This window comes from Pseudomonas sp. rhizo66 (assembly GCF_031931925.1).
Taxonomy (GTDB): Bacteria; Pseudomonadota; Gammaproteobacteria; order Pseudomonadales; family Pseudomonadaceae; genus Aquipseudomonas.
Window position 1 is genome coordinate 106,521 of record NZ_JAUJWZ010000021.1, and the last position, 20,649, is coordinate 127,169.

The 20,649-nt window shown below is 60.9% G+C and carries 13 protein-coding genes; 8 read left to right on the forward strand and 5 right to left on the reverse strand.

Annotation, left to right across the window (positions count from 1 at the left end; all coding sequences use genetic code 11):
• The first annotated feature begins 12 nt into the window (after window positions 1–12).
• The 3 genes from QZR14_RS23330 to metR all read left to right on the forward strand — a co-directional run bounded on the left by QZR14_RS23330 (window position 13) and on the right by metR (window position 7,262).
• The gene (locus QZR14_RS23330) at window positions 13–5,568 is read left to right on the forward strand and encodes a dermonecrotic toxin domain-containing protein (RefSeq protein ID WP_311997857.1); all 5,556 of its coding nucleotides are present in this window, start codon (window positions 13–15) and stop codon (window positions 5,566–5,568) included.
• A 127-nt stretch (window positions 5,569–5,695) separates the two neighbouring features.
• Window positions 5,696–6,208: a hypothetical protein gene (locus tag QZR14_RS23335; RefSeq protein WP_311997858.1), complete on the forward strand. Its 513-nt coding sequence runs from the start codon at window positions 5,696–5,698 to the stop codon at window positions 6,206–6,208.
• 136 nt (window positions 6,209–6,344) lie between these two features.
• Entirely contained in the window at window positions 6,345–7,262 is a 918-nt protein-coding gene (gene metR, locus QZR14_RS23340; RefSeq protein ID WP_250606324.1) for a transcriptional regulator MetR, read from the forward strand.
• Between the two features lie 110 nt (window positions 7,263–7,372).
• On the opposite strand, the gene QZR14_RS23345 is transcribed toward metR, so the two are convergent.
• The 4 genes from QZR14_RS23345 to QZR14_RS23360 form a co-directional block, all read right to left on the reverse strand.
• Entirely contained in the window at window positions 7,373–7,870 is a 498-nt protein-coding gene (locus QZR14_RS23345) for a GNAT family N-acetyltransferase (protein ID WP_250606323.1), read from the reverse strand.
• Window positions 7,871–7,872: 2 nt separating this feature from the next.
• Window positions 7,873–8,511 carry a LysE family translocator gene (locus QZR14_RS23350; RefSeq protein ID WP_250606322.1) on the reverse strand — a complete coding sequence of 213 codons (639 nt, stop codon included), beginning with the start codon at window positions 8,509–8,511 and terminating at the stop codon, window positions 7,873–7,875.
• Between the two features lie 23 nt (window positions 8,512–8,534).
• Window positions 8,535–8,969 carry an NUDIX hydrolase gene (locus tag QZR14_RS23355; protein WP_250606321.1) on the reverse strand — a complete coding sequence of 145 codons (435 nt, stop codon included), beginning with the start codon at window positions 8,967–8,969 and terminating at the stop codon, window positions 8,535–8,537.
• Between the two features lie 67 nt (window positions 8,970–9,036).
• Window positions 9,037–10,398, reverse strand: coding sequence for an HD domain-containing phosphohydrolase (locus QZR14_RS23360; RefSeq protein ID WP_250606320.1), 1,362 nt, complete (start codon window positions 10,396–10,398; stop codon window positions 9,037–9,039).
• A gap of 251 nt (window positions 10,399–10,649) precedes the next feature.
• On the opposite strand from QZR14_RS23360, the gene QZR14_RS23365 reads away from it, so the two are divergent.
• The 5 genes from QZR14_RS23365 to QZR14_RS23385 are packed head-to-tail and all read left to right on the forward strand — an operon-like array spanning window position 10,650 to window position 18,984.
• Window positions 10,650–12,908: a GGDEF/EAL domain-containing response regulator gene (locus QZR14_RS23365; protein WP_311997859.1), complete on the forward strand. Its 2,259-nt coding sequence runs from the start codon at window positions 10,650–10,652 to the stop codon at window positions 12,906–12,908.
• On the forward strand, window positions 12,905–14,779 hold the full coding sequence (locus QZR14_RS23370; protein ID WP_311997860.1) for a putative bifunctional diguanylate cyclase/phosphodiesterase: 1,875 nt from the start codon (window positions 12,905–12,907) through the stop codon (window positions 14,777–14,779). Before QZR14_RS23365 ends, QZR14_RS23370 begins: the two co-directional genes overlap by 4 nt.
• Before the next feature lie 40 nt (window positions 14,780–14,819).
• Entirely contained in the window at window positions 14,820–15,773 is a 954-nt protein-coding gene (locus QZR14_RS23375) for a cytochrome-c peroxidase (RefSeq protein WP_250606317.1), read from the forward strand.
• The gene (locus QZR14_RS23380) at window positions 15,770–17,584 is read left to right on the forward strand and encodes a DAHL domain-containing protein (RefSeq protein WP_311997861.1); all 1,815 of its coding nucleotides are present in this window, start codon (window positions 15,770–15,772) and stop codon (window positions 17,582–17,584) included. Before QZR14_RS23375 ends, QZR14_RS23380 begins: the two co-directional genes overlap by 4 nt.
• Window positions 17,581–18,984 (forward strand): ATP-binding protein, encoded by a 1,404-nt coding sequence (locus QZR14_RS23385; protein WP_311997862.1) that lies wholly within the window; start codon window positions 17,581–17,583, stop codon window positions 18,982–18,984. The genes QZR14_RS23380 and QZR14_RS23385 overlap by 4 nt, the downstream gene beginning before the upstream one ends.
• A gap of 7 nt (window positions 18,985–18,991) precedes the next feature.
• Here the strand turns inward: QZR14_RS23385 and QZR14_RS23390 are convergent, their stop codons facing one another.
• Entirely contained in the window at window positions 18,992–20,317 is a 1,326-nt protein-coding gene (locus tag QZR14_RS23390) for an APC family permease (RefSeq protein ID WP_311997863.1), read from the reverse strand.
• Between the last annotated feature and the right edge of the window lie 332 nt (window positions 20,318–20,649).

Here is a 20,649-nt window from a genome sequence, read left to right on the forward strand (position 1 = left end):
AGTCACACCACCATGCCCGAGCGCCTTATTCCGGATGAACTCCCCGCACCGTCACCGTTGCCCGAGACCGTCGAGCACTTGCCGAAAACCATTGATGACAGCCTGTTGCTGCAGGCCTGCCAACGCTGGCGCGCCAGCAGCGAGGGTTTACGCGACCTGTTTGCCGCCAGCCCGGCCCTGCGCGACAGCATCAATGAACTGCTGCGCCAACAACTGCAACTGGACGGTGAAAAAACCGGACTGCGCTTTGCTGCCACCGATGGCCAGCCGGAACACTTCGTCAGCCTCACCGACGCCTGTGCCTTCGTCGTTCAACAGCCGACGCTGGAAACCGATCTGGATCAGCATTGTGTCCTCTCCGGCCTACGCGCCAACCATCCGTTGTACGCCTTGAAGCCGCTGCAACTCCTGGAAAAACTCAAAGCCCTCGACCCACGCAAAAGCCACGAGATTCGCTGGGCAGAATTCTGGGATGCGCGGGCGCCGCGCACGCCCGTGTCGCGACGTACCCGCGCCACGCAGCTTTACCGTGCGCATTTCGAAGCCACTGCGCACATGGCCCTCGCCCACCAGGCCATTACCGCGGCGCAACTCAAAACCCTGCAACTGATCATTGATTCAGGTGACGGCGTGCTGACGATCGATGGCCAGCCTGTGCACACGGAAAAACTGGCACTGGTGCTGAGCAATGGCAGCAGAATCAAACTCCCCGGTGCCTGGGTCATCAGCGTCGGCGATTTGGCCACGGCCGCTCCGTTGCTTTATCTGCCCGGCAACGCCACATCGATCCAGGCTTTCACCACTCGCGCAGACATGCAGACGTGGCTGGCCGGTCAGGTACAGATTCCCACCGGACTGCCCAAGACCATCCAGCGCGTTGACTACAGCGCAGCGCTCGAGCCGATGGTCACCGGCGCCAGCGATCTGTTCGCCAACCGCCACCACGCGCAGCTCTACGCCTTGAGCAATACCAACAAGGGCCATCCCGGGATCAGGGCGCATGGCGCGCGCTCACTGGTGCACGTCGACCTGATCGATCATCAGCGCAGCAGCGCGATCATCGTGGCGACGCCGCCAAAACCGCTTACGTCCACCAGCGATGTCGAGACGGACGAGACACCGCTGTTCGGCAGCCTGTCGGCCGGGATTCCACTGGCCATGCGCCACGCGGCGCTCAAACGCCAGCGCGAAGCGCTTGAGCGCTTGCAGGACAATGACAGCGACGGCGCTCGATACCGAGAATGCCAGGACGCCCTCGATGCGCTGGAAACCGCCGAACAAGCCGGCACGACCGCTGCCACAACGCTGCTTTACCGCGAAACGGCCCTCGACGTGAGCACCTTCAATACGGCGTTCAGTGCCCTGCGCCAGGCACACCTGGACGGCTTGTATGCCGAAGGCAGACTGCAAGCGGCGCTGGGCCAACTCGACAGCGGCGAACATGACCTGCTCAAAGCCGTGCTGGATAAGCCCGTCGCGGCCGAACGCGACGCGGACATCACGGCGGCCAGCCTGACCTTGTCACTGAGCGAAACCCAGGACGGGGTCACGACAACGCAGAGCGAAGTGCTCCGGGGCGCGCTGGTCATCGGAGCACAAGCCGCACTCGCCGACCGCACCGCGACTTCCAGTCTGATGCTCTACTGGCCGGGCAATGGTGGGGGCCTGCAACGCTTTGCTGATCGCCGCACGCTGGAGTGCGAGGTGTTCCGGATTCTGGATCACGACAGCAACCTGACCCTGCAACTGAGCCCCATCAGCACAGACCCGTTACATCACTGCCTCAATGAGCTGGTGACCGACTTCGAAGCAAAAGCCACACCCCTGCGCGGTATTCCCGAGCAGGCCGATGCACTGGTAATCCTGCGCCAGGGCTACCTCGCCCATCTGCAGGTTCCGCTGCACGCCGCCAGACAACTGGCCTTTGCTCATCTGCAGGAACAGGAACGCAGCGGCACCCTCGCCGGGCATCTGCCGGGCTGGCTGGTCACGCTCAAAGAGAACGAGCGCAGCGCGTTGAAACAGAACATCGAGGCGTACATTGCGGCGATGCGCCAAAGCCACGCGCTGATGACGCTTGCGCTGGAGCCCCGTGACGACTTCACCCGACGTCACCTGCACGCACGCCTGCGCAAGGACTTTTCCCTTGATGGCGACTTTTCCATCCTGGTTGAACTGCCCGACTCGACCACCACCGAACAGGTGCCCGAGGCTGGGCCCGGTGGCATCAGGAAGACGACCAACATTGTGCCCAGCAAAGCACACAGCAAAATGTCACTGGAGGACCTGGCCCAGCTCAATATCGATAACGTGCAATCGGTGCTCAATGACTCGCTTTCACAACGCCTGGTCTTCCTGCGCCTGGAGATCACTGCGACGCACAGGACAGATCGCACGCGCCTGCTCAACGGCATCAACCTGACCTATCTGCGCAGGGTCCTGCCGGAACTCGACCTGCCCAAAGCCTATGAGCAGAAGATCCGTGACGCCTTTCAGGGCGCCGCCAGCGAGTCGGCATTCGTCAGACAACATCGCCGGGAAAGCCTGATCGAGCCCTGGCGCCTGATGCTGAAAATACAGAGCGAAAATGCACGCCTGCAAAAACACCTCAGCCCTGATGAAGCAGTGCTGCTGAACACCGCTATCGATGCCGACACCCCACAGGCGTGGCAAGCCAACGGCAAGCGCCTTGTGCTGTTGCCGGTGTCGCTGAAAGTCGGTGGCAAGGACACCCCCGGCGAAGGCCCGGTGACGCTGTCCGGCGTCAGCTTCATCCAAGAGCAGATCAGCGGCGTCACCCTGCTGTACCTGCCGGACAGCCACGACGGGCAGTTTTTCCGCCGCTACGACACGCTCGAGGCGGCGCGCAAAGGGCTGTTCACTTTGTGCGCAACTGACAAATGGATCGACTACCTGGCAGGCAGGACCTTGCAGGGCAACGTCAGGGCCCATGTCCGGCGTATCGGTCAGGCCGTGGAAAAAAACTTCGATGCCATTATCGAAGTCGGCGTGCGCTGGCCGGCCAGTACTTCGCTGGCCGCGCACCTGCTCGACGCGCACATGGGACGCTTGATCGAAGCCCATCGCGGCACGTCGCGCTCCAATGATGACTTGTTCTTCGAGCGTTACGCCCTGAAAGGCCCGCGCGCTTTCAACTACATCAAAATGGCCTTGGGCATGGTGCCCTTCGTCGGCAGCGTACTGGCCCTTTACCAGGCCTGGACCGCTGCCAATCAGGCGACCGCCGCATTCTTGCGCGGCGATGTGGCCGACGGTCTGGTGGAAATCGAATCGATGCTGTTGTCGTTGATCGACGCGTTCATGGATCTGCTTCCGGGCGAAGCCGCGGCCTCGACGCTGTCGCAGACGACCCGCGCGTTGACGCGGGCGCGTCAGCTTCACACGGTGGTGCGCAATATGGCGGCACTGCAGATCAAGTCGCAGCGTCACGCCCGGCATGTGCTGGCGCGCTTCAAGGATTACGAATATGAAAAACCGATTTCCCTGGCCGCCACAGAGCCGGTCGGCCACGGCCTCTATCGCGGGATCTACCGGCATGCAGACGGTGACTTCATCGAGCGTCAGGGTCGCCTCTACCAGGTAGAGCTGAGCCGCGATTCGCGCAGCTGGCGTCTGACCGGCAACTCGCGAAAAACCTACAAGCAGCCGATCGCACTGGATGAAAGCGGGCAGTGGGACACCTGGTTCGGCGTCCACGGCACAGCCCTTGAAGGCGCCGTGGTGGGGGGTGGCAATGTCGTCGGGCGTGTCGCCGATACGCTCGAGCCTTACTGGCCACCGGTGATTCGCCAACGCTTGCCGCGCTGGCTGGTGGATCGACACTTCCGCCGTCACCATCAACTGACCGCCGCGGCTAACGAACTGGCCGGCCAATTGCAACGCAGGGGAGCAAAAAGTGACCGGGTGATCAATGCCTACGGCGAAGCCACGGACGCGCAACGCCTGACCATGTTGCCAGCGGTCGAAGCCGCTTGTGTTGGCGATATCAAATTGGCCAGGCAGCGTTATGAGGCGTTGACCGAGTTGACTGCGCTGACCCAGGGCAGAAAACGCAGGGCTGTCGCCCAGATGCAAAGCAGGACCGCATGGCTGTTGACTGATCGTTACCGGCGACGCGCCATTCACCTGTCGCATAAATTTCTCGACACGACACGAGCAATCAAGCGATTGAAGCAACTGCACAATGCGCTGCCAGGTAATGCTGTGGCCGAACGTTTGAAACACATTGAAGACATACACAGGTTGCGTGTCGAGGTCATCAACCAGCTCGATCAGTTGGGCGAACTCAAGGATCAGGTCAATCACTGGTATGAACGCATGCTGGCTAAAGACCGGCCGAAAATTTCGGCGCTGGTCGATAACACGAACAGCCGTCACAGTGAAGCCGTGTTGCTGTACCTGAAAACCTCCCAACGCCTGGAACTCGTCAGAAAACCCGGCAGCCCTGACGATGCCTCATGGCGCTATTTTGTGACGATGGCAGAGCCCCTGCGCAACAGAATCGATCTGCGTCTGTACCGCCAGTACGACTTGCCGAACATGCAGAACACGACCGCCCAACGTAATCGCATTCTTCAGGAAAGCATCGACGCTTGCGTCGAGTATCGGCGCGAGATGACGGTATGGACCGCCAGCTATCCGCAATTCTTTCATCTGGACGTAGTCGAGCCCTTGCTGGAAGGCGTTGATCGCCTGGCGGATCGAGCGCGTGCCGCTATCAACAGGCCACCCGAGCCGAGGGTCGCGGGGCAACCTCTGCAGCGCGTGTTCATCACTGATGACAACCAATTGCGCCACGGCGTGGAGCAATGGGACAACGTGACCAACGCCCGTCAATACAGAAGCACCGGGATTGGAGGCTATGAAGAGATCTGGGAACATGGCGCCGATGGCGTCGTGCGCCTGACCAACCCGCAAAACCTGGCAGTTCCCTCCCCCGCCGAGCTGAGTCTGGCCACCCTGGTAACCGAGGCACAGCAACGTCTGGAGAACGTGGCCGCTTACCGCACCACGGTGCAGAGCAACGCCAACCGCGGCATGCTGCCCGTCGACCTGCAGCACATGATGGACAGTCAGGCGAGTGAACTCACCACCCGTGCCGACAGTATCGCCGCCAAATCGGCAGAGCAGCCGATCATTCAGCAATTGCGCGATCAGGCCGCCGCGCTGATCGTCGAAGGCCGGACCTTGCGCACCCAACGCTCATTGAGCAGTCAAAAGCCTACCGACGGCATGCTTGATGACCTCATCGGTCAAAACGCGGTGGAGATCCGCAAACCCCTTGCGATCCGGCAACTGGCGGATCATCAGGGTCGCCCCAACTACCTGCAGGAATATGAAGTCTGGAACATCACGCAGGAGCCTGCGCAATTGCTCTGGTACGTGCATTTCCATTACCGCTCGGCGACCCGGCCCTTGCGTCAATTCGAAAGGGCTCACCTGAAACTGCCGGCGCATCGCAAGCTGACTCACGCTGACGACCCGACCCTGCTCGACTCCAGAATCACCGAACAGTCGATTGTTCTGCAGCATTTCGAAGGGATTTGAATCCGCGCTCTGCTACCGCCCGTCGCTACTGTCAGATCTGACAGTAGCGCGGCCAAGTGTTTGCGCAGCCAATGGATCGACGACGGAACTCATGGTGAACCGTCGATACGATCAAGGGATGGCAGACATGAATAAAAACCTTCTTCAGAACGGCGACTTCGACACGGGCGAGTTTGATCCTTGGGAGGTACACGCATTCCAAGGCGAAGCCAGCGTCATTCAGCATAATCGCAGCGTCCAGGCCCAGGTGCTGCCCGGTGTAAACAACGGCGTAGTGCTGTTGAACCGATTCAATGCCCAAACCGGTGCCTTTACCTTGCAGATCGATGCATCCGCGCCTGAGGCCAAATACCATCAGGATCCGCCGAACATCGACACGCACGCGATTCTGGTTCTCTTCATCACGGGCTATGCAAAGGACGGTAGACCAGTCCAGTACGACGTCGGTAGCTGGTGGCTGAAACCTGCACAAAAGTCTTTCAAATACTCCGGCGTCATGTTGGACGGCGTAGTGGAGGCCCAGATTCAAGTGTCCTTTCCTTCTGATCCTCTCAGGGTCAAAGGCCCGCTCTACATCGATAACGTCAGCTATACGCTCGATCCACCCGAACACGTTCGCGAAACCCGATGGAGTCAGTGAACGGCGAACCGGCGCCACTGCACAAGGACGTGCGGCGCTCCACAGATTAAAGAGGTGTAACGGTCGACAGCTCACGCAACTTGAGACAAACTCACCATCTTTGCGTTGATCACAAGTTTTCCTCATGGAGCCTTCGGTGCTTGAAATCCGTCACCTGAAAACCCTGCACGCCTTGCGTGAAGCCGACAGCCTGGTCGATGCCGCCGACCGTTTGCACCTGACGCAGTCGGCGCTGTCCCACCAGTTCAAGGAGCTTGAGGAACGCCTGGGCATGGCCCTGTTCGTGCGCAAGACCAAACCGGTGCGTTTCACCAGTGCCGGTTTGCGCCTGCTGCAACTGGCCGACGCGACCCTGCCGCTGTTGCGCGCCGCCGAACGGGATATCGGTCGTCTGGCCGGTGGCACCGCCGGGCGTTTGCACATGGCCATCGAATGCCACAGCTGCTTCCAGTGGCTGATGCCGACCATCGACCAGTTCCGCGATGCCTGGCCGGAAGTCGAACTCGACCTCGCCTCAGGCTTCGCTTTTGCACCGTTGCCGGCCCTGGCCCGTGGTGATCTGGATCTGGTGGTGACGTCCGATCCACTGGAAATCGCCGGCATCACCTATGTTCCACTGTTCACCTACGAAGCCATGCTCGCCGTGGCCAATCAGCATGCTCTCGCGGGTAAACCGTACATCGTCCCCGAAGACTTGCTGACGGAAACGCTGATCACCTACCCGGTGGAACGCGACCGCCTCGACATCTTCACGCGCTTTCTGGAACCGGCCGACATCGAGCCGGCACAAGTGCGCACCTCGGAGCTGACGGTGATGATGATGCAACTGGTCGCCAGCGGCCGAGGCGTCTGTGGCATGCCGCACTGGGCGCTGCACGAATATAGCTCGCGCGGTTATGTGAAGGGCAAACGATTGGGGGAAAAAGGTTTGTTCGCGACTTTGTACGCGGCGATTCGCACCGACATGCTCGATGCCCCGTACATGCGCGATTTTCTGCTGACGGCGAAAGACACCTCGTTCTCGACCCTGGACGGCGTCAGCGCGGTTCGCTGAGTCACTTGTGGGAGCGAGCCTGCTCGCGAAAGCGATGTATCAGACACGAAAATAGTGACTGTCAGATTGTCTTCGCGAGCAGGCTCGCTCCCACAGGGATCAGCGCAATATCAGAGCTGTCGCCACATGTGGATCTTGTCGAAATAGTCTTCGCCCACCCGCACCGCCAGCGGTTCGAGGCCGAACTGGATGAAGCCGCAGCGTTGGTAGAGATTGAACGCGGCGTCATTGCCGGCGGTAACGGTGAGTTGCAGCAGTTTCAGCGCCGGGTGGTTTCGCGCTTCGGCGATGGCTGCCTGCACCAGTTCATGGCCCAGGCCGTGCTGACGAAAATCTGCCGAGACGTACATGCCGAACAATGTGGCCTTGTGACGAGCCTTCTCGCGAGGTTCGAAGGCCAGGCCGACGATGCCGGCCAACGTGCCGGTTTCAAACGCGCCAAGCACCACATCGAGCTTGCTGGTCAGGCGCCCTTCCCACCAGCTCAACGGCATCACCGCGCGTTCGCGCACGCTTGAGGTGAAGGCCTGCGGATGACGGTCATAGGCTTCAAGCATCAGTTCGCGGTAAGCCAGGGCATGACTGGCGTCCAGCCGTTCGATCCACATGCTCACGCCGTCCTGCGTTGTTCAAGCATCAGCCGCACAGCGAGGCCGCCGAGGACGAAGCCCATGAAGTAACGCTGCAGCGCCAGCCACGTCGGGTTACGCACAAACCACGCAGCGATGCCCGCCGCGAACAGCGCGATCAACAGATTGACGCAGAAGCTGACGCTGATCTGGGTCAGGCCGAGAATGATGCTTTGGGTGAACACCGAGCCGTGTTCAGGGGTGATGAATTGCGGAAAGACCGAGAGGTAGAACACGGCAATTTTCGGATTCAGCGCGCTGGTGAGAAAGCCCATGGTGATCAGCTTTCGCGACGAGTCCGGGGGCAACTGCTGCGCCTCGAACGGTGAGCGCGCGCCCGGTTTCACTGCTTGCCAGGCCAGCCACAGCAGGTACAGCGCACCGGCCCACTTCAGTACTTCATAGGCCATCGGCACCGCCAGAAACACCGCGGTCAAACCTGCCGCCGCCGCGAACATATGCACAAAGAATCCACTGACCACGCCGAGCAACGAGGTGACTCCGGCCTTGCGCCCCTGACAGATCGAGCGCGAGATCAGGTAGATCATGTTCGGCCCCGGCGTCAGCACCATCAACAGCGCGGCAGCAGCAAAAATCAGCAGGTCTTGCAGCGGGATCATGGCAAAGTCCTTTGCGTGGATGATCAGACGATGGCCGTCAGCGAATTGCGATAAAACGGCAGGATCAGGTCGCGTGTCAATGGCGCCAGTACGACAGCAGGATCAGTGGCCGGATCGACCCAGATCACTTCCTCGATTTCCGCCGCCGGAGTGACGTCGGCCGCGATCGTCAGTTGAAAGATCTCGGCCTGGACGACAAACCCCGGCTCGTTGGCCGCAGGCGCCGAGAACTGGCCGAGAAAGCTGGCCTGCGCAGGATCGATCCGCAGCCCCAGCTCTTCTTCCAGCTCCCGGGCCAGCGCGTGCACCGGCAACTCATGCGCCTCGATCTTGCCGCCCGGTTGCATGAACGCCGTGGTGCCACGCTTGCGCACCAGCAGGGTCTGGCCTTCGGGGTTGAGCAACAGCGCGGCGGCTATATGAATGAGGTTTGCAGAGACAACGGATGCAGAGGTCATGGGTCAGCCACCGGCCTGGAAAAACCGCAAGGATCCCATGCGCGCCCCGCAGAGGTCATCTCGTAAATCATTCCCCCTGGGCCTTGAGCGCGGCTTCAACCTCCTCCGGCACCTTGACGAAAATCGTGTATTTGCCGCCCTCCATGGCTTCGAACGCAATCAGCTTTTCCACCAAAAGCGCGCTGAGCACCTTGCCGGCGTTGAGCAGCAGCATGCCGTTATCGGCGTTCAGATTGCGCGCCAGGATCATTCCCGCCGCCAGATCCCGGGTGGACAGCACCTTGACCGACGGATCGGCCAGCGTCACGTCGCTGAGGAATGCCGCGCACACCTGAATGAAATCTTCGACCAGATCGGGATCGTACAAGCGCCCGGCGTACTGGCGTAGGTACAGCAGCGCTTCGTCGCTGTTCATCTGCCGCTCAAGGATCAGACCGCGCTGCAACTCGACGAAATCCACCGCCAGTTTCAGCAGGCGTGAACCGAACGGAATGCCCTCGCCCTTGAGCCGGTCGGGAAAGCCGCTGCCGTCCCAACGCTCCTGATGATGCAGGATCAGACGCGCCGCATCCTTCATCGGGTCGAGGGTCATGAGCAACGATTCGCTCTGCTTCGGATAACTGCGATAGCGCTCGCGTTCGGTATGGCGCAGCAGATCCGAGGGCGTGGTCATCATCGCGTCGGTCCAGCTCAGCTTACCGACGTTGTACAGCGCCGCAGCCATGGTCAGGTCGCGGCTGGTGGCCTCGTCCAGCCCGTGCTGTTTGCAGTAGCTGCGCACCAGTTCAATGATCTGCCGATTGGTCTGCTTGGCAGGGGGCAGGCGCAGATTGGCCAGCAGCGAGAACACTTCGGTGCCGGTGACGTAGCTGTGCTTGAGCTCTTCGTAGGCCAGATCGAGCATGTCGGCGGTCTGCTGCAGTTCGGCGGTGCGCGCTGCGACATGTTTTTCCAGGGTGCTGTTGAGCAGTTTCAACTGGTCGTTCTGCACCTGGTTCAAGCGCTCCAGGCGCTGGCGCTCCTGCTCGGAATGCTGGTGTTCGAGGGACTGGCGCAGAATCAGCAGCAGCTCCTCGTCATTCCACGGCTTGCTGATGTAACGGTGAATCTGCCCGTCATTGATGGCTTTGATGATCGCCGCCGGATCAGCGTAGCCGGTGAGCATGATCCGCGCAGTCGCCGGATAACGCTCACGCACATGCGCCAGTAATGAAGCGCCGTCCATGCCCGGCATGCGCGCATCGCTCATCACCAGGTTGACCGGCTGCTGCGCGAGGATCTCCAGCGCCTGGGCGCCGCTGGTGGCCAACAGCACATCGTAAGGTTGGCCGCGTAACAGGCGACGCAGGCTGTTGAGGATCGACTCCTCGTCATCGACCAGCAGTACTGTGGGTCGATGCGCCGGCATCGGCGCGGATAGCTCTTCCATGGCATGGCCTCAAGCAAACAGGGAAATAAGGACGCACCGACCAACACTTCACCGGTCCGCGCCTGAGTCCAAGGCTAGATGATTTTGGCCGGCATTCACGCCGATCTTTGTCCGGGGCCGAAAGCGTAGTACCGAGGAGCCGACTATGCTGAAGACAGCGCAAGACTCCATCGGCTGATACAAGCAGGCAAATGGCGAGGGAAAAGGATGCCCCGGATGATCACAGCAGGCCTGCCCACGGGCGGCGCGGCATGACAGCAGCAACCGTGCACATCAACCGTCGGGTGCTGATCGTTGACGACAGCCCGGCGATCCATGGCGATTTCGCCAAGATTCTCAGCCCGGTCATCCCCGGCGACGAGGGGCTGGGCGCAACCGAGAGCCTGTTGTTCGGCACACCGTCCGCACAGCAATCCCAACATTTCGAACTGGATTCGGCCTTTCAGGGCCGCGAAGCCCTGGAAAAGCTTGAGGCCGCGTTGAGGGAAAACCGCCCCTACGCCATGGCGTTCATCGACATGCGCATGCCACCGGGCTGGGATGGTGTGGAGACCATCGAACGGCTGTGGCAAATCGACCCCAAGTTGCAAGTGGCCCTGTGCACGGCCTATTCCGACTATTCCTGGGAAGACATCGACCGGCGTCTGGCGCTGAACGATCGGTTGCTGATCCTGAAAAAGCCATTCGACGCGATCGAGATCCGCCAGATGGCCAGCGCCCTCACGGTCAAATGGCAGATGACCGAAGACGCCGAGCTGAAGATGAGCCTGCTGGAACAAGCAGTGCAGGAACGCACCCGCGAGCTGTCGGACGCCAATGTGATCGTGCAGAACAGCCCGACCATTCTTTACCGTTTGCGCGGCGAACCCTCGTTTGCGCTGATGTACATCTCCCACAACATCACCCGTTACGGCCACGTCGCCGCCGACCTGGTGGGGTCGCCCGACTGGGCACAGGCATTGATTCATCCGGACGATCAGGCGAACGTCGATGCAGCCATGGCCCGGGTGCTGGATCGGCATGCGTCGGGCGCGTCCATCGAGTTCCGCATGCGCACCGGCCAGGGCACCTGGCGCTGGGTGGAGAACCGCTACATCCCGGTGCGCGATCAGGAAGGTCGCCTGCTGGAGGTCGAAGGCATCATCCTCGACATCACCGAACGCCGCCTGGCCGAGGACAAACTGGCCTTGCTGGCGCGCTCCGATGGCCTGACGGGGCTGGCCAATCGCGCCACGTTGATCGAACGCCTGCATCAGGCATTCGCCGCCGCGCGACGGGGTGCCATGCCGTTCGCGGTGTTCTACCTGGACCTCGACCACTTCAAGCGGATCAATGACACCCTGGGCCACCCGGTGGGCGATCTGCTGCTGCAGGAAGTCGCCCGGCGCATCAAGTGCGGTGTCCGCGAAAGCGACGTAGTGGCGCGCCTGGGCGGCGACGAATTCGCGATCCTGCAACTGGATGTCAGTGATCCAACCCAGTCCGCCGCGATGGCCGCCAATATCCGCGACACGCTGCTGGCGCCCTACCACCTGGCCGGCAATGCCCTGCACATTTCAGTCAGCATCGGCATCAGCAGTTACAGCAAACTCAGCCTCGATGCCGACACGCTGCTCGGACAGGCCGACATGGCGCTGTACCGCGCCAAGGAAATGGGGCGCAACCAGTACCACTTCCATTCCGAGGACATCTCCCGGGAAGTGGCCGAACGCATGACCCTCGTCGGCGAATTGATGACGGCCCTGGAGGGCAATGAGCTGATGCTGCGCTATGCGCCGGAAGTCGATCTGCACAGCGGCAGGATTCTCGGCATGGAGGCACAAGTCCTCTGGCAGCATCCCCGTCGCGGTCTGCTGCCGGCCGCCGACTTCGTGCCGATCGCGGAGAAAACCGGCGCAATCATTCCACTCGGGCGCTGGGTGCTGGATCACGCCTGTCACCAGATGCATCTGTGGCGTAACGACGGCGTCGCGCCACCGGTGATGGCGATCAAACTCTCGCTGGCCCAACTCAAGAGCGGCCCCGAGCTGATCTACAACGTGCTGCGCACCACCGCGCGCTGGGAACTCGCCCCATGGGATCTGCGCTTCGATGTCACCGAGGCCACGCTGGCCCAGACCAAGTGGACGCACAACGACGCGCTGCCACGCTTGCGTGAACTGGGCGTGAGCATCGCCATTGATGATTTCGGCACCGAATACTCTTCGTTCGACTACCTGAAAACCTACCGGGTCAATCACCTCAAACTGGCGCAGAGTTTCGTCGACAGCGCCGCCCACGATGTCGCCAGTGCCAACGCCCTGCGCGCGATCGTCAACTTCGCCCGGGATCTGGACATCGGCATCATTGCTGAAGGCCAGCCGTCGCCGGATCAACCTTGCACGCCCCCCGCTGCAACCCCGCTGCCCAGCACCCGGGGCATGTATTTCAGCGCAGCGGTCAGCGCCGAACAGGCCGGGCATTTGCTCAAGGACAGTGCCCGTCTGGCGCCGAAGGAGGACGAGGCATGAAAACGCCTTTTCCCCAGACCAACCGGCGCATCCTGATCATCGACGACACGCCGGCGATCCACGATGACTTTCGCAAGATCCTTGCCCCACAGGTTCCAGACGCCGCCGATTTGCAGCAACTGGAGCAAACGTTGTTCGGCACTCAGCAGACGCCGCACCTGAGCTTTCAGCTCGACTCCGCCTATCAGGGCCAGGAAGCGCTGGCGCTGGTCAACCGCGCACTGGCCAGTGGCACCCCCTACGCCCTCGCCTTTATCGACATGCGCATGCCGCCCGGCTGGGATGGTCTGGAAACCATCGAGCAACTGTGGCGGGTCGACCCGAACCTGCAAATCGCCTTGTGCACCGCCTACAGCGACTACAGCTGGGAAGCGATGGCCGAACGGCTGGAGTTCGGCGATCAGTTACTGATCCTGAAAAAGCCGTTCGACAGTCTGGAAATCCGCCAGATGGCCAACGCCCTGACGTGGAAATGGCAACTGGCGCAGGACGCGGCGCTGAAGATGCTCAGCCTTGAGCGGACCATCGAGGCGCGGGTGCACGAACTGCTCAAGGTTTCGCATCTGTTGCAATACGACAGCCTCACGGAGCTGCCCAACAGCACGCTGCTCGGTGATCGCCTGAGTCAGGCCATGGCGGTGTGCCGGCGGCATGACAAACAATTGGTGGTGATGTTTCTCGGCCTGGACCGCTTCAAGCGCATCAACAATGCGCTGGGCCATCCAGCGGGTGACGAGATGCTCAAACGGGTCGCCCGGCAACTGTTGTCCTGCGTGCGTGATTCCGACTCGGTGTTTCGCTACGGTTCCGACGAGTTCGTGGTGATCCTCGGCGACATCAACCACCCTCAGCAAACCCACGGCATCGCGGAAAAACTTCTCGCTGCCATTCGCCTGCCGCAGGCGATTGCCGGGCACGATGTCAGCGTCACCGCCAGCGTCGGCATCAGCGTCTACCCCGAAGACGGCCTTGAAGCCACCGAGCTGATCAAGAAGGCCGAGACTGCGATGCGCAACGTCAAGGATCAGGGCCCCGACAACATCGGCTTTTTTATCGAAGCCATGAACCAGCACGCCCGGGAACAGCACAGCATCGAGTCGGGTATTCGCCGCGCCCTGCAGGAACATGAATTCGTCCTGCACTATCAGCCGAAAATCGATCTGCGCACGGCCGCCGTAGTCGGTGCCGAAGCACTGCTGCGCTGGCAGAAACCGGGGCATGGCTGGGTCTATCCGTCGGACTTCATCCCGGTGGCCGAGGACAGCGGCCTGATCGTACCGCTGAGCAAATGGGTGCTGGCTGAGGCCTGTCGGCAGACCCGTGCCTGGCAACTGGCCGGGCTGCCGCCGATCCGCATGTCGGTCAATACTTCACCCATCGATTTTCGCCAGCGTGACTTCGTCGCCGGCATCGAACGCGTACTGCAACAGACAGGTCTGGCGCCCGAGTGGCTGGAACTGGAAATCACCGAAGGCGTGCTGATGCAAAACGTCGAGGCGACGATGACTGCGCTCAATCGCCTGAAAACACTGGGCACACGTCTGGCTATTGATGACTTCGGCACCGGCTATTCCAGCCTCAGCTACCTGCGGCGGTTTCCCATCGATGTGCTGAAGATCGACCAGTCGTTCATTCGCAACCTGTGCAACGACCGCAACGACGCCGCGCTGGTCAGCGCGATCATCAACCTGGGCAAAAGCCTGGAGCTGGATGTCATCGCCGAAGGCATCGAAACCGCCGAGCAACTGGCCTTTCTCAAGGCTCATCATTGCGAAGAGGGCCAGGGCTACTTTTTCAGCCAAGCCCTGCCAGCAGACACGTTTGCGCGGTTGCTCGCCGGCACGGATCCCGCGCCGTGGACGATTGAATAATCACTGTGCAACCGGCCTGGAGTCAGGGAGACAATTGCCGATGAAGCTTTTCCACCACGCCATAGCGTTGCTGCTGTGCGGACTCTGTGCCGGGGCCAGTGCCGAGCCGCTGAACGAGCCACTCAAACCGTTGCCCGCGATACCGCAGCAGGATGCCCGGCGCGTGGAACTCGGTCGACGCTTGTTCCACGAGCCACGGCTATCGATCAACAACACGCTGTCCTGCGCCAGCTGCCACCAACTGGACAAGAACGGCGCCGACAGCCGCGCCTTGTCACTGGGCTTCGATGGCAAACCGGTCGCCGTCAACACACCGACCGTGTTCAACGCAGCCCTCAACTTCCGCCAGTTCTGGGATGGCCGCGTCAAAACGCTGGAGGAGCAAAGCAACGTCGTCGTCACCAGCCCCCATGAAATGGGCAGCGACTGGCGCACCGTGATCGAACGCATCGGCAACGACCCCGACTACCGTCGCGATTTCGCCGCCAGCTACCCGGACGGCGTGACCCAGGCCAATGTCCAGCAGGCGCTGGCCAGTTTTGAACGCACCCTGCTGACGCCCGATTCGCGCTTCGATCAATACCTGCAGGGCAATACCGACATCCTTACCCTGGATGAAAAGTACGGTTACCAGCGCTTCAAGGAGCACGGCTGCATTGCCTGCCATCAGGGGGTGAACATCGGCGGCAACATGTTCCAGAAATTCGGCGTGTTCGGCGATTACATCGCCGATCGCGGCAACCCGACCCTGGCCGATCAGGGCCGCTTCAACGTGACCGGCGATGAAGCGGACCGCGCGGTGTTCAAGGTGCCGAGCCTGCGCAATGTCGCGATCACCGCGCCGTACTTTCACGACGGCTCGGCACCCACCCTCGAGCGGGCGGTGGATGTGATGTTCCAGTACCAGTTGGGGCGCATGCCGAGTGAAGAGGACAAACGGCTGATCATGCTGTTTCTCGCGACCCTGACCGGCCAACGGGAGGACCAGCCATGATCAACATTTCGCGGCGACGCAGCCTGTTATTGCTGACCCTGGTCGCCCTGGCGCTGGCCTCGATCCTGCTGTTTCTGTACTTGAAATCCAGCTCTGACCAGACCATGACGTACACCGAATCCCGGGATCTGATCCGGCAGATCAAACAGCAGAACTCACTGTGGGAAAACGAGATCCTCAAGGCCCGGGTGGCGCTGACTCACAACTACGATCCGCTGGTGTCACCGATGGACGAGATGAACCGGCTCTGGGCGCGCTTCGACATGATCGAGTCAGGGCATGGGCGCAACGACTCGGCGCAATGGAACGCCGCTCACGAAAGCTTCCTGCAGGCGATGCAGGAAAAGACCCGTCTGGTCGAACAGTTCAAATCGCACAACGCGCTGTTGCGTAATTCCCTGGCTTTTTTGCCCACCGCTGAAGACGACATCCAGCAGCAACTGTCCAGCCTGTCGGACTTCGATAAATTGCAATTGCAAAACATCATCACCGACACCTACGACTTGTTGCTCAGCGCCCTCGAATTCGCCCAGGTCACCTCTGACGACCGGGCCGCCGACATCGAGGTCGGCCTGAACAAGCTGAAGGTCAACGCACAACGCCTGCCGCTCGCGTTTCAGACCCCGATCAAAATCCTGAGCAGCCATATCTCACTGATTGCTCGCGAGCAGCCACGGGTCAACCAGTTGCTCGAAAGCATCGAAGGCATTCCCGTGGCCGACAGCCTCGACAACATCACCACCATGCTCGATCACGACCAGCAGCGCGCCGATCAGGTCGACCGCCAATACCACTTCTACCTGCTGTTGTTTTCGGTGCTGTTGATGTTGTCGCTGGTGTGGCTGGCCATCCGCTTGATCGGCAGCTTCGCCGAGATCAATCGGGTCAATAACGCTCTGCAAACGGCCAACGATGCACTGGAACAGCGGGTCGAAGAACGCACCCGGGAACTGCGCAACGCCCAGAGCGAACTGCTCGACGCGGCACGTCAGGCCGGCATGGCGGAGATCGCCACCAATGTGCTGCACAACGTCGGCAACGTGCTCAACAGCGTGAACATCTCCAGCGATCTGATTACCCGCAAGCTGCGCAACAGCAAGGCCCAAGGCCTGGGCAAGGCCATGCAACTGATCAACGAGCACCCGGATGACCTCGGTGCTTTCCTCAGCGAAGACGCCAAGGGCAAATTGCTCCCCGGTTACCTCAACCAACTGGTGGTCGCCATTACCCAGGAACAGCAGGAAATGCTCGATGAGTTGAACCAGATGAACAAAAGCGTCGACCACATCAAGGACATCGTCGCCACCCAGCAATCCTATGCCGGCGCCAACAGCATGACCGAACCGCTGTTCATCAACGAATTGCTCGAAGACGCGTTGCGCATGAACGCCGGCGCCCTGACCCGGCACCACGTCACGGTGGTCCGGGAGTACGCCGACGTGCCGCAGGTGATGGGCGACAAACACCGTTTGCTGCTGATCCTGATCAACCTCATCAGCAACGCCAAATACGCCATGTCCGACCTCAGCAACCGCCCCCGCACCATGACCCTGACGGTCAGGATTGTCGATGACAACTTCCTTGAAATCAGCGTCAAGGATGACGGCGAAGGCATCGCGCCGGAAAACATGACGCGCATCTTTGCCCACGGTTTCACCACCCGCAAGGAAGGTCACGGCTTCGGCCTGCACAGCTGCGCCCTGGCCGCCATCGAGATGAACGGCCACCTGACTGCGCACAGCGACGGCCCCGGCCTGGGTGCGTTGTTCACCTTGCAGATCCCCCTGATCAGCGTCACGGAGAACGCATGAGCGAGCTGTCGAACCGCCGCATTCTGCTGATCGACGACATGCCGTCGATCCATGAAGACTTTCGCAAGATTCTTGCGCCGCCGGCAGCGCAGTCCGTGGAACTGGACGAGATGGAAGCCGCTCTGTTTGGCGCTCAGGTGCGCGTCGAACGTCCGCCGTTCGAGCTGGACTCCGCCTACGGCGGCGAGGAGGGTCTGGGCAAGCTGATCCAGGCCTTGGCGGAACAACGCCCCTACGCGCTGGCCTTCGTCGACATGCGCATGCCCGACGGCTGGGATGGCGCGAAAACCATCGAGCATCTGTGGCAACAGGACCCGCAGTTGCAAGTGGTGGTCTGCACCGCCTACTCGGATTATTCCTGGGATGAACTGCTGGAGCGTCTGCAGGCGCATGACCGCTTGCTGATTCTGAAGAAACCGTTCGACAACATCGAAGTGCAGCAGATGGCCAACACCCTGCTGACCAAATGGCAGATGACCGAACGCGCGTCATTGCAAATGCACCACCTGGAACATCTGGTCGATCAACGCACCGCCCAGTTCAAGCAGGCCAGCGAAGCACTGCAGCGGGAAATCGATGAGCGCAAGCAACTGGAAAGTCAGTTGGTGCAGTCGGAAAAACTCGCCTCACTGGGGCAAATGGCGGCGGGCGTGGCCCATGAAATCAATAACCCGATCGGCTTCATCTCCTCCAACCTCGGCACCCTCGACGGCTACTTCAAACAATTGCTCAGCGTACTCGATGCCTGGCAGACGCTTGGGCCAACGCCAGATCCGCAATCCGTGGCGCGGCTGGAGCAATTGCGCAAAGACGCCGATCTGGCGTTTCTGCTCGAAGACATCCCGGTGCTGATCCGCGAATCCAAGGAAGGCATTGGCCGCGTCGGCCAGATCGTCAAGGACCTGAAGGATTTCTCCCGGGTCGATACCCAGCAGCAATGGCAGTGGGCCAATCTGCAACAAGGCATCGAGTCGACCCTGAACATCGTCGCCAGTGAACTCAAGTACAAGGCCGACCTGATCAAGGAGTACCAGCCCCTGCCGGACATCGAGTGCCTGCCGTCGCAAATCAATCAGGTGATCATGAACCTGGTGGTCAATGCGGCGCAGGCCATGGGCCCCGAACGCGGCACCATCACCTTGCGCACCGGGCAGCAACAAGACACGGCGTGGGTGGAAGTCGCGGACACCGGCGCGGGGATTGCGCCGGAGATCCTGCAGAAAATCTTCGATCCGTTTTTCACCACCAAACCCGTCGGCCAGGGCACCGGGCTGGGCCTGTCCCTGTCCTACGGCATTGTGAAAAAGCACGGTGGCGACATTTCGGTACGCAGCGAGCCGGGGGTGGGCACGACCTTTCGCGTCGAGTTGCCGATGCGCCAGAACCGGCCCGCTGCCTGAAGGCGCTTCAGGTGGTTTCCTGAAAGTCCATTTCCGGCGGCTGGCGGCGGAAACCCCCGGTGAGTAGCGCCAGGTACACCACGCCGATCGCCAGCCAGCTCAAGCCCAGATACACCGCCAGGTGATCGAGGCTGACCATCAGCCACAAGTCCGCCACCAGCCCGATAAACGGGAAAACCAGAAACAGCAGCAGCTCGCGCGGGCCTTTTTTCTCGCCACCGATCCAGTAATGAAAGATCACCGACAGATTGACCAGGCTGAAGGCCAGAAACGCGCCGAAGTTGATGAACGAAGTCGAGGTGGTCACGTCGAGTTTCAGCGCCAGCAACGCCACCACGGCGCAGAGCAGGATGCTGTTGACCGGGGTGCCGAAGCGCGCGTGCAAAGTGCCGAAGAACGACTTCGGCAACACGCCATCGCGGCCCATGGCGAACAGCAGTCGCGAGCCACTGGCCTGCGCCGACAGCCCCGAGGCGAACTGGCCGACAATCAGACCGATGAGGAAGATCGAGACAAACAGATCGCCGCCGATATTGCGGGCGATTTCATAGGCGGCCGAGTCAACGCTGTCGAACTGGAACGATGGATGGGCGATCTGCACAAAGTACGAAACGCCGACGAAGATCAACCCGCCGATCAAGGTGATCAACATGATCGCGCGCGGGATGGTGCGGCGTGGGTCGCGGGTTTCTTCGGTCAGCGTGCTGACTGCATCGAAGCCGAGGAACGAGTAACAGGCGATGGCCGCGCCGCTCATGATCAACGGCATCTGCATGTCGCCATTGAAGAACGGCTTGATCGACCACAATGGCGTACTCGCATCGCCACCGATGTAGTGCACGCACAGCGCGACGAAGGCGATCAGCACGAGAAACTGCACCAGCATCAGCAAAGCGTTGATGCCGTTGGCCAGTTTCAGGCCAATGATATTGATTGCGCTGGTGATGCCGATGAACGCCAGCACCCAGATCCATTGCGGGATCGACGGGAACGCCGACGCCAGGTACGCCGCGCCGATCAGCCAGATCGCCATCGGCAGGAACAGGTAATCGAGCAGCACTGCCCAACCGGCGATAAAGCCGAGTTTCGGGCTGATCGCCTTGCGCACGTAGCTGTAGGCGGAACCGGCGACGGGGAACGCGGCGGCCATGCGCCCGTAACTCATGGCGGTGAAGAACATCGCCACCAGTGCCGCCAGGTAAGCGGCGGGTACCCTGCCGGCGGTGGACTGGGCGAGGATGCCGAAGGTGCCGAGGACAATGATCGGCGTCATGTAGGCGATGCCGAACAGCACCACCGCCCCTAATGAAAGGGTGCGTTGCAAACGAACCATGGGCGACTTACTCCGAATGTTATTGGATTTATGGCAGAGCCGGATTCGGCGAATGTTTTCGGGTTGGTTTTGTTGTTCTGGTGTTGTTTGAGTTTTTTGTTCGGCTTGAAATCTTTTCCCCCTCACCCCAGCCCTCTCCCCCAGGGGGTAGAGGGGGAAGGGAGCGGATCTCCATGGGTTTCAAACCCTGCGTTCGACTCGAATTCGCAGTTTCAAACCTTGCGTCCAATTCGAATTCGCAGCTTCAAATCCTGAGTTCGACTCGGTATTTCAGGTCGGCGTACCTCGAACAATCAACCCGGTCAGTTCCCTCTCCCTCCGGGAGAGGGCTA

Bases quoted from the DNA above. Each gene is read 5' to 3' on its own strand.
- QZR14_RS23330 (WP_311997857.1), top strand. From the start codon at position 13: ATGCCCGAGCGCCTTATTCCGGATGAACTCCCCGCACCGTCACCGTTG.
- QZR14_RS23335 (WP_311997858.1), top strand. From the start codon at position 5,696: ATGAATAAAAACCTTCTTCAGAACGGCGACTTCGACACGGGCGAGTTT.
- QZR14_RS23345 (WP_250606323.1), bottom strand. From the start codon at position 7,870: ATGTGGATCGAACGGCTGGACGCCAGTCATGCCCTGGCTTACCGCGAA.
- QZR14_RS23350 (WP_250606322.1), bottom strand. From the start codon at position 8,511: ATGATCCCGCTGCAAGACCTGCTGATTTTTGCTGCTGCCGCGCTGTTG.
- QZR14_RS23355 (WP_250606321.1), bottom strand. From the start codon at position 8,969: ATGACCTCTGCATCCGTTGTCTCTGCAAACCTCATTCATATAGCCGCC.
- QZR14_RS23360 (WP_250606320.1), bottom strand. From the start codon at position 10,398: ATGGAAGAGCTATCCGCGCCGATGCCGGCGCATCGACCCACAGTACTG.
- QZR14_RS23365 (WP_311997859.1), top strand. From the start codon at position 10,650: ATGACAGCAGCAACCGTGCACATCAACCGTCGGGTGCTGATCGTTGAC.
- QZR14_RS23370 (WP_311997860.1), top strand. From the start codon at position 12,905: ATGAAAACGCCTTTTCCCCAGACCAACCGGCGCATCCTGATCATCGAC.
- QZR14_RS23375 (WP_250606317.1), top strand. From the start codon at position 14,820: ATGAAGCTTTTCCACCACGCCATAGCGTTGCTGCTGTGCGGACTCTGT.
- QZR14_RS23380 (WP_311997861.1), top strand. From the start codon at position 15,770: ATGATCAACATTTCGCGGCGACGCAGCCTGTTATTGCTGACCCTGGTC.
- QZR14_RS23385 (WP_311997862.1), top strand. From the start codon at position 17,581: ATGAGCGAGCTGTCGAACCGCCGCATTCTGCTGATCGACGACATGCCG.
- QZR14_RS23390 (WP_311997863.1), bottom strand. From the start codon at position 20,317: ATGGTTCGTTTGCAACGCACCCTTTCATTAGGGGCGGTGGTGCTGTTC.